The following is a 17,026-nucleotide window of genomic DNA, read 5'->3' as shown; positions in this document are numbered from 1 at the left end:
ACAAGCCTTGTTCCGGGCCTTGCATTTGATTTGGCATAAGGAGGATTTAATCATGAGTAATTCTGTGTTGTATCACCCCGGAGACGGATATCTGGCCTGGCAGCAGTACCGCCGGAACAGGGCGGGGGCGAATGTTGATCAATATGCGGTGTACAAACATATTGTAGTTGATGCCCAGGAGGATGTTATTATTCGTTCGGCGGTGACCGAGCTGTCTCAAGGCCTGGAGGGGATCACGGGCACCAAGGTGTCCGTATCAGGTAACACTGAGAGTACTCCCGGTATTATAATAGGAACTTTCGGAACCGGCACCGGTATAGATGAACTGTTCAATGAAGATATAAGCAGTGCTGTAATAGCGGAAGGCTATGCGATTCAAACCAACAGCCTTACCGGTAATATTGCCATCGGAGCAGTCACATCCGCTGGTATATTGTATGGAGTATTTCACCTGCTGCGCATTATGGGGACAGGCGGCTCTGTACAGCATTTAAATATAGTAGAGAATCCTGCCAATCAGCTGCGCATGATTAACCAGTGGGACAATATGGACGGGAGTGTGGAGCGGGGATACGCCGGGGAATCTATTTTTTATGAAGATAACCGGATCACAGGCAATCTTCAGCGTATCCAGGATTATGCCCGCCTGCTGGCCTCCAGCGGGATCAATGCCATCGCGATCAACAACGTGAATGTCCACCGGGTGGAGAGCCGGCTGTTGACGGAATTCCTGCCGGATGTGGCGAAGCTGGCAGCGGTCTTCCGCGCCTATGCAATCAAGCTGTTCCTGAGCGTCAATTATGCCAGCACGATGGAGATCGGCGGCCTGCCATCGGCAGATCCGCTGGATTCAGACGTCCGGGAGTGGTGGAGGGCCGCAGCGTCGGAACTATATGCAGCAATTCCTGATTTTGGAGGATTTCTGGTCAAGGCCGATTCGGAGAACCGGCCGGGACCGTTCACCTACGGAAGAGATCATGCCGACGGCGCCAATATGCTGGCCGAAGCACTGAAGCCGCATGGCGGCATCGTCATCTGGCGCTGCTTCGTGTATAACTGCAAGCAGGACTGGCGCGACCGGACCACGGACCGGGCGCGGGCGGCCTATGACCATTTCCAGCCGCTGGATGGTCGCTTCATGGATAATGTCATCCTGCAGGTGAAGAATGGACCGATTGATTTTCAGGTCAGGGAGCCCGTCTCGCCGCTGCTTGGAGCCATGCCGCAGACCAATCAAGTCATTGAATTTCAGATTGCCCAGGAGTATACCGGACAGCAACGCCATGTGTGCTATCTGGTCCCCCAGTGGAAGGAAATTCTAAACTTTGATACCCATCTCCAAGGTGAAGGAACTACGGTCAAACGCATTGTGGATGGAAGTGTTCACGGCAATGCCTACAGCGGGTTTGCCGCCGTCTCCAATATTGGAAATGACACCAATTGGACGGGCCATCTGCTGGCCCAGGCGAATCTGTTCGGCTACGGCCGTCTGGCCTGGAATCCGGAGATGTCTGCCGAGAAAATTGCTCTGGAATGGATTATGCTCACCTTTGGCACCCATGAGCTGCTGGTTCAGACCATACTGGACATCCTGATGAACTCCTGGGAGATTTATGAATCGTATACAGCCCCGCTGGGCGTCGGGTTCATGGTCAATCCTGACCATCACTACGGCCCTAATGTGGATGGATATGAATATTCAATGTGGGGGACTTATCATTTCGCAGACTGTTATGGGATTGGTGTGGACCGTACCACAGCAACCGGGACCGGGTATACCTCCCAATATGCCCGTTATAACATGGAACTGTACGAGTCGCTTGAAACCTGTCCGGATGAGCTGCTGCTCTTTTTCCACCATGTCCCGTATACCCATGTGCTCCATTCCGGCAAAACCGTGATTCAGCACATTTATGATACACATTTTGCCGGTGCGGAGCGGGCAAGCCAGCTGGCCGCCGCCTGGGAGCTGGTGAAGGACCAGGTAGGTGAACAGGCATACCGGCAGGTAGCGGACCGTCTGGCAGAACAGGCCGGGCATGCCAAAGAGTGGCGGGACCGAATCAATACGTACTTTTTCCGGAAGAGCGGCATTCCCGATCAAGGGGGAAGAACCATCTATTAATGCTTTGGAATGCAGAGGCGGTGAATACCGCTTCTTTTTGAAGGATTGGGCTCCCATCCGCAGACTGAAGCGGACAGAGGAGCCCTTATTTTGCCAAAAATCTTACTTTTTCAGCAGTTACGGACTCAGGAGCCGTTATCTCGTTCGAATGAGCCTGGAATCAAGGGGAAAGGGACAAATAAGGGCATCTCAGTCCGTTTACCTCTGGAATAGACGAATCTTCCTGCAATAACGGCTTTCCTGTCCGTAACGGCTGCGGATCAATCGTGAAGGAATAGGGCGATCCGTCTTCAGCATGCCCCTGTTGATTTTGGAGCGGTTGTTTTTTTTATCGTTATATTTTGAAAGAATTCGAGCATTCCCCTCCTTTAGCGGGCGGTGGGCGGATTATATACTTAAAGTATAAAAATTGACCACAAGAGGTGACCACAGATGAACCGTTCCACAGCCGCTATAGCCCAATCTGCTGCCAAGACGAAAAAAAGCTCATACTTTCGCAGCAGATGGAACGCTCCGCTTGCAGGCTATTTGTTTATTTCGCCTTGGCTGATCGGATTTCTGGCGCTTACGGCGTATCCGTTATTCTTATCCCTGTACTATTCATTCACCGACTACACCTTGTTGCAGCCGATGAAGTGGATCGGGACCCGCAATTATGAGCGTATCTTTACAGCGGACCCCAAATTCATCCAATCCGCCAAGGTAACCTTCATGTATGTGCTGGCTTCCGTACCCTTGAAGCTTATAGCCGCTCTCTTCGTTGCTATAATTCTTAGCAGGGCCGTAAAAGGAATAAGCTTTTACCGCACGGCGATTTATTTTCCGTCGCTGATCGGAGGGAGTATCGGAGTATCGCTGCTCTGGCGCAACATTTTTGGGGTAGACGGGATTTTTAACAAACTGATTGGCGTCTTTGGCTTTGAAGGGAAGGGCTGGATTACAAGTCCCGATACGGCGCTCAGCACGCTGATCCTGCTGACGGTCTGGCAATTCGGTTCCACCATGGTTATTTTTCTGGCGGGTCTGAAGCAGATTCCAAACGACCTGTACGAGGCATCATCTGTGGATGGGGCCAACAAAATCACACAATTTTTCCGCATCACACTGCCGATGCTTTCACCCATTCTCTACTTCAACCTGATAATGGCCGTTATCGGTGCCTTCCAAATGTTCACTTCAGCCTTTGTGATCACGAACGGCGGGCCGATGAACTCCACTTATGTGTATGCGATGTACTTGTATGAAAGGGCATTCAGCCGTTATGAGCTGGGTTATGCTTCGGCACTGGCCTGGATTATGCTGGTCGCTATTATTGCTGCAACGGTTCTGATCTCTTACACCTCGAAGTATTGGGTATTCTATGAAACAGACACTGGAGGGAAAAAACGTAAATGACCACTCTAAAATGGAAGCCGGCGTTCCGTCATCTGTTCATGATTCTCTTCAGCCTCATTATGGTTTATCCGGTGCTCTGGTGGGTCGGTGCTTCACTGAAGCACAGCACTGAGCTGGGCTCTCCGTCGATTTTCCCGACTGCCCCGCAATGGAGCAACTTCACCAAAGGCTGGACATCGGTTCCCGGACACACGTTTACCGATTTCTATCTCAATACCTTCGGACTGGAATTCGCGGTAATCATTGCAACGCTGCTATCCTGTACCCTGGTGGCCTTCGGTTTTGCGAGACTGGACTTTCCGCTCAAGAACTTCTGGTTCTCCATCCTGATGCTGACCCTGATGATGCCCGGACAAGTGCTGATCATCCCTCAATACGCGCTGTTCCATCAACTGGGCTGGGTGAATACGTACTTGCCGTTTATTGTTCCGCATTTGCTTGCTACCGGGGCGGGCGGCAGCTTCTTCGTCTTCCTGCTGATCCAATTTATCCGCGGCGTTCCAAGAGAGCTTGACGAATCGGCGAAAATTGACGGCTGCTCCTGGTTCGGTATCTTCTGGAGAGTCGTTATGCCCCTTGCCTTTCCGGCAATCGTTACCGTGACGATCTTCTGCTTCCTGTGGAACTGGGACGATTTCCTCGGCCATCTCCTGTACATCAACAGCGTGGACAAGTATACGGTCGGACTCGCGCTGCGTATGATCAATGACTCGCAATCTGCGGCGGAGTGGGGCCAATTGCTTGCCATGTCACTGGTATCTATACTTCCGGCAACCATCGTCTTCATGTTCCTTCAGAAATATTTCGTTGAAGGGATTGCAACCACAGGAATTAAAGGATAAAATGTAAAAAAACATTGGTCCGTTAACGGTAAAGCGTCGAATGCCCTTCGCAGCTTTACCGTTTATTGTGTCTGAACGGGAGTACGAAGGAAGGTAGAGCATTTGATCAATCCTTTTAAAAAGTATAGAATCGACCGTCTGTTCTTTCATAGCTTTGCCATTGTCCTTATTGCCCTTATCGTTGTTACCGCATGGACAAGCTACAGCAATTCGTCCAAGGCGCTCGTACAGACCACCTCCCATTATCAGCAGCAGCTGCTGGATGAGCTGAATAATGAAATTACGACCAAGCTGGTCATGATCGAGCAGATATCCCTGTCCAGCTCCCGCGACAGCGAGCTTACTAATTTCCTCCTGAACCGGCAGGATGAATTTGAGAGGTACCGCAGGCGTGCAGGTGTTGAAAGCGCACTCGCGAATTTGACCTATGCGATTCCGCTGATTCAAGGGATTGACCTGTATATGGCTAACCCTATCCCGAGTGAACGGCAAAGCTATATCCAGTTCCGGAACCTTGCGGATCTTAACAAGCAGGTAGGGGCCGGGTGTCTGGAGAAAAGCGATTTTTGCTGGTCCAGGGAATATAAATTCCCCAGCGCGCAAGGTGAGGTTCCGGTGCTCAGCTTTTCCCGGAAAATCATAAGTGAGAATGACTATTTAGGTGTCCTGGTCGTCCACATCAAGGCCAACGAGATCCGGAAGCTGCTGACCGGCAACTCCGACGGATCTAACCGGATTATGGCGGACAGCGAAGGACAGCAGATTATGAAAATAGGCGATGCCATGGACCAGAGTGACTGGTCCCGCTGGATTGATCTCAAAAGCAATAAATCGGGTTATGTCCATATCCCGGCCACCGATGGCTCCCGCGATACGCTGCTCGTCTATTCCAGGATGGATAATTCCATCTGGACCCTGATCGAATTCACCTCCTGGAAGCAGATCACGGCAAGCAGCCTGAAGCTGGCGGAGTGGATCGGCCTGATCGGTATCGCTGCAGTGCTGCTGGTATTGCTGCTGACCCATTTTTTGAGCAAACAGTTTACCAAGCCGATCAAAAATCTTGTAACTGCGATGCGCATGTACTCCGTTGGAGGCGATAATGTGGAACTTCCCGTGGATTATGAGAATGAATTCGGTTATTTATTCTCCGGCTACCGCAAGCAGAACGAACGGATTGAGGAGCTGTATCTCTCGCTTGAGCGGCGTTATGAACAGCAGCGGAAAGCTGAAATTGAGGCGCTTCAGGCCAATATCAATCCGCATTTTCTATATAATATGCTGGATCAGCTTAACTGGATGGCGATTGAGGCCGGACAGGATGAGCTTAGCCGTATTCTGGAGCTGATGGGCCGCATGTTCCGGATCGGCTTGTCTAACGGCAACAGCTTTATCACGATAGCAGATGAACTGCTGCATATAGAGTGTTATCTGGAAATCCAGCAGCTGCGCTGGGGTGAAGGGCTTGAATACAGGATTGAGGCAGCGCCTGAGCTTCAGGAGTTATACATTCCCAAGCTTACACTACAGCCGTTCGTGGAGAATTCCATCGTTCATGGCTTCAACAAGCAGCGCAGCGGCTATGTGTCTATCGTAATGGAGAGACTTGATGATGCTCTGCACATTGTCATTGATGATAACGGAGCCGGACTGAAGCAGCCCGGTCACAGCCCCCATAAACGCCATACAGGCGGCTATGGAATACGCAATGTGCGGGAGAGAGTCGCCGGGTATTTCGGGGAGAGTTACGGGATTACGCTAAGAGAACGTGAAGAGGGTGGAACAAGAGTGGAAATTATGCTGCCGCTGCTGACAGAACCTCCTGCCGGGAAGGACTGATCCTTATCATTCAGATGCAGAGCTGTAGACAAGATACGGAACGGTGTGCGGTAAGCGCTTCCTTACTGTAGAGCAGATATTGTCGTGCTTAGTTTTTACGGAGTTTAAGGAGGTAGGGGTAATGTGGAAAATCGCAATCATTGATGATGAGCGCCAAGTTCTAAAGGGGATGAAAGGGGCGATTCCCTGGGATGAGCTGGGAGCTGAATGGGTTGGGGAGGCTATGAACGGAGAGGACGGACTGGAGGTAATCCGCCGTACACAACCGGACATTGTGATCACTGACCTGTATATGCCCGTGATGAGCGGCCTGGATATGATGGAGCAGCTTAGGAAGGAAGGCTTCCAGGGCAAAATCATTATACTGAGCGGTTATTCGGATTTTGAGCATGCGAGGGCAGCGCTAAGGTTTCATGTGACCGATTATGTCTCCAAGCCGATCAGTCTGCCGACGCTGAAATCGATTCTAAGCAATGTCGTACAGGAGCTTGAGGAAGAAGAGGAGAAGCGGATCAGGCAATGGGAGCTTGAGTTTAAAATGACGCTGTACGAGCCTTTTGTGGAAAAAGAGTGGGTTCGCTCCGCAGCTGTCGGTACTCTGGACCATGCCTACAAAGACAGCACACGCCTTCCGCCGTCATACCTTTACTGGCAGGAGCGTAAGCATGTCACGGTTGGCATCGAACTGATCCGTGATGAACGGGCCAGATGTCTATCCGTCTCCGACTGGAACCTGTTCCGGTTTGCGGTCAGCAATATTGCTTGTGAAGTAGCGCGCAAGCTGTTCCCGGATATGGAATACACAGAGCTGCACAGTACCCGGGCGTTATTGATTATTCATCCGGGTCCAAGGCATCCCGAACAGTTAGAGGGGAAGCTGGAGGAACTGGGGATCAGGCTGAATGACAGCATCGGCGGCTATCTTAAGCTGGTGACACGGATAGGGATCGGGGGAGTGAAGGATACATGGACGAAGCTCTCCGACTCCACGGAGGAAGCTTTCCGCGCAATGGATCAAAGAGCCTTGCGCGTTGCTTCCGCACATGAAGTGTACATGTACCGGGAGGACAGCAGCAGCGAGCTGGGAGATGTCGCCCTCTTTCCGGTCAAGTTCTCTTATAAGCTGGCGACAGCGATGAAGGCTTCGCAGGAGGCCGAAGCCCACCAGCTTGTACTGGACTATATCACGGAAATGAACAAGCAGGAGGGACTTTCCCAAGGATACGTGCAAATGCTTGGAAGCGAGCTGTGGGGAATTATAACCTACTCGTTATATGAATCCGGATTGGTACTGGATGACCTGTTCACCAATGACCAGATTGCCAAGGAGATCAGCAGCCTGATCGTACCGGATCAGCTGGCAAGGTGGCTGATGGATAAGATCACCAGGATCTGCAGCAGCAGGCAATGGAAAGGCAGCAGCAAGCATAGACAGGTTGTCGATTTCATGACCAGTTACATTCATGAGCACTATGCGGAAGAGCTGACACTTGCCGAGCTTTCGGATAAGGTATTCATTTCGCGGAACCATTTGTCCATTATTTTCAAAAATATTACCGGTGAGACCTTCAATAACTACCTGACCCGGGTGCGGATCGAGAAAGCGCGCGAGCTGCTCATGGAGCGGAATATGCTGGTCTATGAAGTGGCCGAACGGGTCGGCTATAAGAACATTCCCTACTTCAGCACACTGTTCAAAAAAATTACCGGTATGAATCCTACGGAGCTGATAAAAAACTAGACATTGACGCAAGCCTTCTACTTCGGGAGGTTTGCGTTTTTTTTGGCGAATCTGCCAGGTGAAATTCCGGCGATCCTGGTAAAACTGCGGATAAAATTGGCATAGTCGCTGAAGCCGGATTGATAACAGGCCTCGGTAAGACTCAGACCTTCACGGAGATAGGACTTGGCCAAGGAAACCCGGCGATCCAATATATAGGAACGGAGTGTTAAGCCCGTGTGTTTTTTGAACTGGCGGCTAATATATGTGCTGTTCAAATGAAAGATTCCGGCAAGTTGTTCAAGCGTAATGTTCTGTCCGAGATGGGCTTCAATATAATCCATAGTTTTGCGGACCAGCTCCGGCATGATATCAGCAGGAATAAAGCTCGCATTGTGAAAAATAGTGTTGGTCAGGACTAATAATTGAGCGATAGCGCTGTTGGCTATAATATCTGATCCATACGCCTCCGATGAGAGTGCCTCCTCCAGAGTGCCTGTGAGCCCGAGAAATTGCTGCAGCTGGGATTCCTCCAGGTGTACGATATTGCCTTTCCCCTTCGGGCGGTAGTCGAAGCACCCGGATAGCTGCGTGGCCGGAGTAGAGAGGCGGTGCAGATAAGACTTCTGGAGGTTAATGGTAATCCGCTCATACTGGGATTCATCCAGGCTGAAGGAACGGTGCATTTCCTCTGGATTGATCACAAGCAAATCACCGCGTACTAAATGGTAGCAGCTGTTTTCAATGTAAAAGTTGACGTTGCCGCGCAAAAACAAATACAGCTCGTATGCTTCATGCCGGTGATAAAAAGTCCCCATGTTATAAGTAGTAATCCGGTGCAGGTAGAGAAAGTCTTTTTTGATGGGATCATAACGAAGTTCAAAAGGATCGTTCATCTGCTACCTCCAGGTCAATTCGCGCAATAAATACCGCGGGATATGCAATGATTATTCTCTGGAACTACTTTAAAATGTCATTATCCTAGCATGTTGGGATGAACATTGCAAGCGATTTTGGGTATACACCAGACTGGAGGATATGCATATGGAGCTGATCATAACTGCAAGAAGCAAATTTCAAGAAGATACTGAATATAACGGATTAAATGGGCATGGACTACACGCATCCATAGAGATCACAGGCGGTACAGGCAGTGCCAAACAGCCGTTTCAGGCAAGGGTACGGATAACGAATCTAAGCGGCGCAACGTGGTCGGGAGTGATTCATGTGGAGCTGCCGTTTGCCAAGGCCAATCCGCGCTTTTTTTTGCCGGCTTTTATGTATGGCCGTAACCGCGGGGAAGCTCCGCAGAATGTTCCGAATGAGTTCCCCAGATTGCGGGAAGGCAGCCCCTCACGCCCTTCCTCTCCTTGGTGGATGGTACGAAGCGACCGGCTGTCACATCCGGCGGCGCTTGTATATGACAACGGCAAGATATTTGGCCTTTGTGCCAGTCCGTATTTTGTAAGCAAGGATGGGGGCAAAACCCAATGGAAGCCGGAGCTGACCGGTGAATTCTACCAATACAGCGGCTATACCTGCTCACTGGCCAAAGGAACGGTCGGGTATACACTCGGGTATGAGAACGCTCCGTTGTTGTTCATCAAATCGCGTCTGGTCAAGGAACGGGCTCCTCTTGGTGAGAATTGTTTTGAACTGGCGGCTTCGGAGTCTGTGGAGTTCACACTGGATTTGTATGAGTACGAAGCTGAATCTGAGCTGGGCATCAATGCTGTAATTGAAGAAATCTATTCCCGCTATCATCAGCCTCCAAGACCGGGCAGCGATCTCCAGACGGCTGCAGCCGATCTGTCTCAGGCGATTTATCAATATGCGTGGCTGCCCGAAGAACGCAGTTATTCCACCTTTGTATATGAGGACAAGGAAACAGACGGATACCGGTACAATAAAATAATCTCGATCAGCTGGACGGACGGATTGCCTGTGGCCGTTCCGGTTCTAATGGCTGCCCTGCGGCTCGGGGACGAGCCTATGCGCCGCCAGGCGCTTTCCTGTATTCAGAATATTGCCGAAAATTCCTTGAACCCGGCTTCCGGGCTGCCTTATGAGGCGTATCAGGAGGGGAAATGGAGCATTAACGGCTGGTGGTTTGACGGAATGCGCACACCTGGACATTCCGCTTATCTGTGTGCGCAGGCTTTATTTTATATTATGAAGGCCTATGAATTTGAGAGACGGCTCCACAATATCCTCCATGAGGACTGGATGGTTTTCGTGAAGAAGGTTCTCCTGGTATTGGAGAAAAGCAAAAATTCGGATGATGAATACCCGGCCATCCTATCCGAGCGGACCGGTGCCGGGCTTGAATATGATTCCTTCAGCGGAACATGGTGCATGGCTGCTATGGCATACTACAGCTGGCTCACCGGGGACAGCACGCATCTGGACAGCCTGAAGCGCAGCGAGAAGCATTATTATGAAACCTATGTGAGACGAATGGAATGTTATGGAACGCCGCTTGATGCGGATAAAGCAGTGGACTCCGAAGGGATTCTGGCATACATCAAGGCAGTCAGATATCTCCACGCCCTCACTGGCGATGCTCTGTATCTTGATCATATGAGAGATGCGATCGGCTACGAGTTCACCTTCAAGTTCGCATACAATTCACCGGTTAAGGTGCCGCCGCTCAGCACCGTGGGCTGGTCCAGCTGCGGGGGAAGCGTTACCTCTGTCGCTAATCCCCATATTCATCCAATGTCAAGCAACCTGGTGGATGAGCTTTATTACTTCGTGCAGCAGCGTAAAGATCCTTACGTCCGGCAGCGGATGCTGGATACCATCGGTTGGGGATGCCAGACCTATAACCGTTATGACCGGGAATTTGATCACGGGAAAAAGGGATGGATGTCCGAGAGATATTGCCATTCCGAAGGGCTGGTAACGGAGACCTACAGCGACGGTTCCCCGGCAAGCACCTGGTTCTGTCTGATGCCTTGGGCCAGCGGCAGTATTATTGAAGGCCTGGTTGGCGATTACTGGGAGGCGGATGTCAAGTAGTCGTTAATTAGCATTTTATGGATTTATATTTCCCCGGGGGCATGCCGGCTATTTTTTTGAAGCTTCTTATAAAATTGGCATAGTCGCTGAACCCGGAAAGCTCACAGGCCTCGGCTACAGTCTTTCCGGCGGACAGGTGGTTCATGGCCAGTGAAATGCGCTTGTCAACAATATAGGAGCGTATCGTCAGTCCGGTATGCTCCCTGAATTGCTGGCTTATATATTTGCCGCTGTAATGGAACTCCTGCTCCAGCTGCTCAGAAGATATAGATTCGACCAGATGCTCCTTGATATAGGTCATCGTATTGCTGACCAGCTCGGGCATGAGATTATTCGATTTGTATGTGGAAGACTGATACAGGGAGTTGACGAACACAAGCAGCTGGGTAACATAGGATTCCGCCAGAAGATCCTGTCCGTATGCCTCCGAGTGGAGGCAGGAGATCAATTTCTCTGTGAGCCCGCAATAAAACGCAATCTGGTCCGGGGAGAGCCGAGTCAGATTGTTCTGCCCGAAGGGATGGGATTCGAAGCAGGATAATAGATTAGAGCGATGGCTTGAAAGCCTCTGCAAGGCGGACTTCTTGATATTCAGCCCGATTCGTTCATACATTTGATTGTCGATACAGATACACCGGTGCATTTCGCTGGGACTGATGATGATTAAATCGCCAGGGGCCAATCTGTAGCAGGACTGCTCAAGATACATGTAGGCATTGCCTCTTAGGAACAAATAAATTTCATAGGCATCGTGGCGGTGATAAGGCAAGGCCGGGTTGATAAGCTCCGTATCTGTTGCTTTATGGAAGCAAATCAATTCCTCTTTAATCGGGGCGAAAATATAGTTTAGATCCAGACTCATAATATCAAATCCTTTTTATTGTATCTTTTGGAATTATAAGTACCCACGCAATATAATGTTGTTTATTTGCAAGGATTATTCAGCAGATACTTAATATAATACAGGAAAAGGAAGCGCTTGCAAGTGCTGCAAGAAATATAGACAAGCTTATTTTAGGTGCTGCTGCCGCTTCGGTCAGACAGGAGGTGACAAGAGCAGGGTTTTGGCGGAAATTACTTTATGAGGAGCTGAGAAGAATGATTTCAGGGGTAAAAAAATCACTGTGTACATTATTGGCATGTGTTACTGTGCTGTCGGTAATGCTGGTACCTGCACCTCCAAAGGCTTCAGCAGCAAGCAATGTGACCGTCAATTTGTCAGCAGAAAAACAAGTGATCCGCGGGTTTGGCGGCATCAACCTCCCGGCTTGGATTGGAGATTTGACTGCGGCGCAAAGAGAAACTGCTTTTGGCAATGGACCAAACCAGCTAGGGTTCTCTGTCCTGCGGATCTATGTGGACGAGAATAAAAATAACTGGTACAGAGAAGTAGAAACTGCCAAATCTGCTATCGCACACGGAGCTATCGTTTTCGCCTCACCCTGGAACCCTCCCAGCAGCATGACGGAGACCTTCAACCGCAACGGGGACACGTCCGCCAAACGGCTGAGGTACGATAAGTACGCCGCGTATGCGCAGCATCTGAACGATTTCGTTACGTACATGAAGAATAACGGTGTGAATCTATATGCGATTTCTGTACAAAATGAACCGGATTATGCACATACCTGGACCTGGTGGACGCCGGCGGAAATGCTTAATTTTATGAAAAATAATGCCGGTTCTATTAACTGCAGGGTTATAGCACCCGAGTCGTTCTCTTACTTGAAGAATATGTCTGACCCTATCCTGAATGATACACAGGCTCTAGCGAATATGGATATTCTGGGTGCGCACACTTACGGCACTTCGTTCAGCAACTTTCCTTATCCGCTTTTTAAGCAAAAAGGGGCAGGGAAAGAGCTCTGGATGACAGAGGTGTACTATCCCAACAGTGACAACAACTCTGCGAACCGCTGGCCTGAGGCCCTGGATGTTGCTTATCATATGCACAATGCTATGGCAGAGGCAGATTTCCAGGCCTATGTGTGGTGGTATATCCGCAGACAATACGGTCCGATGAATGAGGATGGCACAATCAGCAAGCGCGGGGACAGCATGGCCCAGTTCTCCAAATTTATCCGTCCGGGATATGTAAGAGTTGACGCCACGAAGAATCCCAACACCAACGTCTACACCTCGGCATACAAAGGCGATAACAAGGTTGTCATTGTTGCCATTAACAGAGGCACTTCAGCCGTAAGCCAAAACTTTGTCCTGCAGAATGGCACTGCATCGGGCGTATCCACATGGATCACGGACGCCAGCAGAAAAGTTGCCTCCGGCGCATCTATTAATGTGTCGAACAACTCCTTTACCGCCCAGCTTCCTGCCCAAAGTGTAACTACCTTTGTAGCTGCACTTGGGAACGGCAGAAGCACCGTCAGCGAAACTACTTATGAAGCTGAAACCAGTATTACTGTGCCTGCCCAGTAAGATTATGTAGTGCCATAAATAAATTTTATCTTGGCTTGTGAATCAGCAGCTTACCTAGTGCGTTTACAGGCCAAGATTTTTTTTACGGAAATATCGGAATTCACGCAATATATTAACGATAACATACAAGGATACTATCGCGGACACTTAATATAATACAATAAAAAACTATTCAAGTTCCGCCGGCGGGAACCACCGGCGGAATATTTTTTGTCAGAAGGGGGACCCGATCGTGTTCAAAGTATTGCTGGTAGACGATGAGGTATATGTCCGCAAAGGGCTGCTGGAATTAATCCCGTGGGAATCGCTCAAATTGAGCATCGTGGGAGAGGCGAACAATGGCGCGGAAGCGCTGGACATGATCACGCAGCTTGAGCCTGACCTGGTAATTACAGATATCCGGATGCCTATTCTGGACGGGCTGGATCTGATCCGCAGCGTGAACGAACATGCCGGCTTGGATTTGATATTCATCATTATCAGCGGCTTCCACGACTTCAAGTACGCCCAGCAGGCATTGCGCTATGGCGTTCACGACTACATTCTGAAGCCCATTGATGAAGAGGAAATGACCGCAGCGCTGCGGAAGCTGTCCTATGCCATGGGCAGGAAGAGGATCGCCGCTCTGACTAATGAGGATCTCACAACCAGTGCCATCATGGAAGCGCTGGTGCAGGAGAATCTTCAGGCGGAGGATGCCGAACCTTATGCAGCAGCACTGGGACTGGAAGGAAAGAGCGGCTTCCTGTACGCTGTGACCGAGATTCATGCGGGCGTGCGGGACAAGCCAGCCACTGTGAAGCAGTTCCAGGAGGCGCTTCATTCCCTTGAAGAGGGAGGTGCCGGCATTCCGGTGTTTGAGCAGCAGCCGGGGACCTTCGGAATACTGCTCAGTACGGACGGGATCACAGGCGGACACGGCGGTCTTATGCTTCATTTGGAGCAGCTTCGTGCGGCCCTATCGGAACGGCTGGATACGGGTTTGAGCCTCTATGCGGGCGATCCCGTTGACACGCTGGACCATGTTCACCGCTCGTATGCGGAGGCTAATGAAGCAGCCAGGCATAAATATGCCGAGCACACCGGAGTCATTATGTATTCGGACATCAAAGATAAACCCCTGTACGTATTTGATATGAGTCCGGTTCTCGCAAACCAGCTGATCATGCAGCTGGAAGAGGGAAACAAGAAGGACTACCAGGAAACCGTGAACCGCATGTTCCGGTTGTTCCATGAGCAGCGTTTCACCCCGCAAGCCGTGGCCGGCTCCCTCTCCCGGTGCATGACGGGAATCATTGGCGTAATGAAGGAAATGGACGGCAATGAGGAGGAAATTCTGCGGCTTAAGGAGCTGGCTGAACGGAGACACGGGCATTGGAATCTGCAGATGCTGGAGGAGCATTTCCTGCAGGCGATCCAAGAAGCGGCAGAATATATTGCCCGGCTCCGCAAGGAGCACTGCCTGGGAGGAATCAAGCTGGTCAAACGATATATCGATACCCGCTACCGCGAGAATATCAGCCTTAAGAGCATAGCAGCCGAGTTCTATATGAATGCTGTGTATCTGGGGCGGTTGTTCCGCAAAACTTACGGCATCTATTTCAACGATTATCTCCTGGAGCTTAGGATACAGGAAGCCAAAAAGCTGCTGCGGCAAAGCGATCTGAGAATGTATGAGATTGCAGGCAGAGTCGGCTTTCAGAATGCCGATTATTTCGTGACCCAGTTCGAAAAGCTGGAACAGATATCGCCGTCTGAATACCGGAACATGCTGATTGACAAAGAATAGCGGGGCGGTCCTATGAAAAAATTCCTGAACTATTTGAAGCTGCGCGACAAGCTGCTGCTGATGTACGTGCTGTCGGTATTTATTCCCATAGTGCTGACCAATGTTGTGTTCTATAACGTGACTACCTCCAATCTGCGGAATCAAAAAATCCGCGACGCGGACATGGCGCTGGACAATCTGAAAAACGAACTGCGGGTGACTATCGATCAAGGGGTAGGCCTTTCTTACTCCCTGTATGGCGACTCCATTTTCAACAAAACAATTACCCGCAAATTTACCAGCGAGAAGGACTATGTGGAAACCTTCAATTCCTACCTGAGGGGGGCTCTTGCCGATCAAAATGCGCAGGGGGTCCGCTGGTATCAGGTGTATACGGACAATCCTACCGTATTGGCCTCCGGCTATATTGACCGGTTAACCGACAAGCTCCGCGATACCGACTGGTATAGACAGTCCAAGGCCTCTTCCTCCCGTTATCCGACCTTTATCTATTCCGAGCAGAAGTTCAGTCTGATTCAAAAATTAAACAATTACCACACCAGCGGCATCGAGCAGCTCGTCAAAATAGACTTGAACATGGAACGGATTCACCAGATCTTTTTTGGAAGTACATTTAATGGCATGGTCTATTTGGTGGACCCCCAGGGGAGAGTACAGTACGAGAACGATGCGGCGAAGCTGCCGGAAGGTGTTCCTTTTAAGGAGATCAGCTTTCCCAAGAACTCTCTTGCATTCAAAAATGTTTACAGCGGAATTAATTATCTGGAGGGATGGACACTGGAGGGTGTCATGGATGAGGAAAATGTGCTGAAGGAGGTCCGGAAGTCGCGTTCTTTCGTCATTTGGCTGGCCTGCATCAACTTTGTGCTGCCTTCGATCATCATCGCGGCCATGTCTAGGTCAATCCACGTGCGGCTGGTACGGATTCTCAAGCATATGAAAAAGGTGAAGGCGCAAAATTTCCAGACGATTCCCCACGAAGAGGCCAGAGACGAAATCGGCCAGCTGACCATCGAATTCAACCGGATGACCGAGACGGTCAACAGTCTGATTAATGAAGTCTATGTGGCGGATATCCAGAAGAAGAATCTGGAGCTGAAGCAGCAGCAGGCGCAGCTTCATGCCCTGCACAGCCAGATCAATCCCCACTTCCTGTTCAATTCGCTGGAATCGGTCCGCATGCGAAGCCTCATCAAGGGGAAAAAGAAACTGCGAAGATCATTCAGCATATGGCGAAAATGTTCCGCAAATCGGTCTCCTGGAGCCATAACTATGTTACTGTCCGCGAGGAGCTGGAGCTGATTGAAAGCTTTCTTACGATTCAGCAATACCGCTTCGGTGACAAGCTGGAGTACAGTATCGTCGCTGACCCCGCAGCACTTGAGCACCGGATTCCCAAAATGGTTCTGCTGCCCTTCGTGGAGAACGCCAGTATCCATGGTATCGAATCGAGCCCGGATAAAGGGATTATCGCGATCTCAGTCGTAGCGCAGAGGGATAGGCTTATCTTCAGACTGGAGGATAACGGGATCGGCATGTCCCCGGAGAAGCTGGAGGAGCTCAAGGGGTATCTGGAAGAGAATGACGACATCGGCGAGCGGGTCGGCATGAAAAATGCATATTACCGTCTGAAGCTTTGCTTCCAGGACCGCTTTAAGTTTGCGATGGATGCCCGGGAAGGGACGGGAACGCATATTGAGATTTCCCTCCCGCTGATGGAAGCGGCGCCTTAAAATACCGGTGGGATAGATATGTATTTCAAAGTACAAGGTATGGTTTGCCGGGTAATCAAGAAAGCGGTTTCTTGTTATATTGAAAGAGCTTACAAGACTGAAGGTGATTTAAAAAATCTAAAGGGG

The 17,026-nt window shown here is 50.2% G+C and carries 11 protein-coding genes and 1 pseudogene; 10 read left to right on the top strand and 2 right to left on the bottom strand.

What is annotated here, in order from left to right; translation table 11 throughout:
* The first annotated feature begins 52 nt into the window (after positions 1-52).
* From JI735_RS32600 to JI735_RS32580, 5 genes are all read left to right on the top strand, one after another.
* A complete protein-coding gene (locus JI735_RS32600; RefSeq protein ID WP_039833199.1) occupies positions 53-2,125 on the top strand; it encodes an alpha-glucuronidase family glycosyl hydrolase in 2,073 nt (690 codons plus the stop codon).
* A gap of 432 nt (positions 2,126-2,557) precedes the next feature.
* Positions 2,558-3,520: a carbohydrate ABC transporter permease gene (locus JI735_RS32595; protein ID WP_039833200.1), complete on the top strand. Its 963-nt coding sequence runs from the start codon at positions 2,558-2,560 to the stop codon at positions 3,518-3,520.
* Positions 3,517-4,362 (top strand): carbohydrate ABC transporter permease, encoded by an 846-nt coding sequence (locus tag JI735_RS32590; protein WP_039833201.1) that lies wholly within the window; start codon positions 3,517-3,519, stop codon positions 4,360-4,362. The genes JI735_RS32595 and JI735_RS32590 overlap by 4 nt, the downstream gene beginning before the upstream one ends.
* 102 nt (positions 4,363-4,464) lie before the next feature.
* Positions 4,465-6,201 carry a sensor histidine kinase gene (locus JI735_RS32585; protein ID WP_039833202.1) on the top strand — a complete coding sequence of 579 codons (1,737 nt, stop codon included), beginning with the start codon at positions 4,465-4,467 and terminating at the stop codon, positions 6,199-6,201.
* A 121-nt stretch (positions 6,202-6,322) separates the two neighbouring features.
* A complete protein-coding gene (locus JI735_RS32580; protein WP_039833203.1) occupies positions 6,323-7,942 on the top strand; it encodes a response regulator transcription factor in 1,620 nt (539 codons plus the stop codon).
* Between the two features lie 17 nt (positions 7,943-7,959).
* Here the strand turns inward: JI735_RS32580 and JI735_RS32575 are convergent, their stop codons facing one another.
* Complete coding sequence (locus tag JI735_RS32575; protein WP_039833204.1) at positions 7,960-8,817, bottom strand: AraC family transcriptional regulator; 858 nt, start codon at positions 8,815-8,817, stop codon at positions 7,960-7,962.
* A gap of 148 nt (positions 8,818-8,965) precedes the next feature.
* Here JI735_RS32575 and JI735_RS32570 point away from each other — a divergent pair, with 148 nt between their 5' ends.
* A complete protein-coding gene (locus JI735_RS32570) occupies positions 8,966-10,942 on the top strand; it encodes a hypothetical protein (protein WP_202676819.1) in 1,977 nt (658 codons plus the stop codon).
* Between the two features lie 7 nt (positions 10,943-10,949).
* Here JI735_RS32570 and JI735_RS32565 read toward each other — a convergent pair whose 3' ends face one another.
* A complete protein-coding gene (locus tag JI735_RS32565) occupies positions 10,950-11,804 on the bottom strand; it encodes an AraC family transcriptional regulator (protein WP_039833207.1) in 855 nt (284 codons plus the stop codon).
* A gap of 236 nt (positions 11,805-12,040) precedes the next feature.
* Here JI735_RS32565 and JI735_RS32560 point away from each other — a divergent pair, with 236 nt between their 5' ends.
* The 4 genes and pseudogenes from JI735_RS32560 to JI735_RS36635 all read left to right on the top strand — a co-directional run bounded on the left by JI735_RS32560 (position 12,041) and on the right by JI735_RS36635 (position 16,900).
* Positions 12,041-13,378: a glucuronoarabinoxylan endo-1,4-beta-xylanase XynC gene (locus JI735_RS32560; protein ID WP_039833208.1), complete on the top strand. Its 1,338-nt coding sequence runs from the start codon at positions 12,041-12,043 to the stop codon at positions 13,376-13,378.
* A gap of 232 nt (positions 13,379-13,610) precedes the next feature.
* Complete coding sequence (locus JI735_RS32555; RefSeq protein ID WP_039833209.1) at positions 13,611-15,167, top strand: response regulator transcription factor; 1,557 nt, start codon at positions 13,611-13,613, stop codon at positions 15,165-15,167.
* A gap of 12 nt (positions 15,168-15,179) precedes the next feature.
* Positions 15,180-16,456 (top strand): annotated as a pseudogene (locus tag JI735_RS32550) (sensor histidine kinase); the annotation flags it as partial.
* A 111-nt stretch (positions 16,457-16,567) separates the two neighbouring features.
* On the top strand, positions 16,568-16,900 hold the full coding sequence (locus JI735_RS36635) for a sensor histidine kinase (RefSeq protein WP_411830146.1): 333 nt from the start codon (positions 16,568-16,570) through the stop codon (positions 16,898-16,900).
* Positions 16,901-17,026 lie beyond the last annotated feature (126 nt).

The organism is Paenibacillus sonchi, assembly GCF_016772475.1.
Classification (GTDB): Bacteria; Bacillota; Bacilli; order Paenibacillales; family Paenibacillaceae; genus Paenibacillus_AQ; species Paenibacillus_AQ sonchi.
This window is presented reverse-complemented; position numbering and strand designations above follow the sequence as displayed.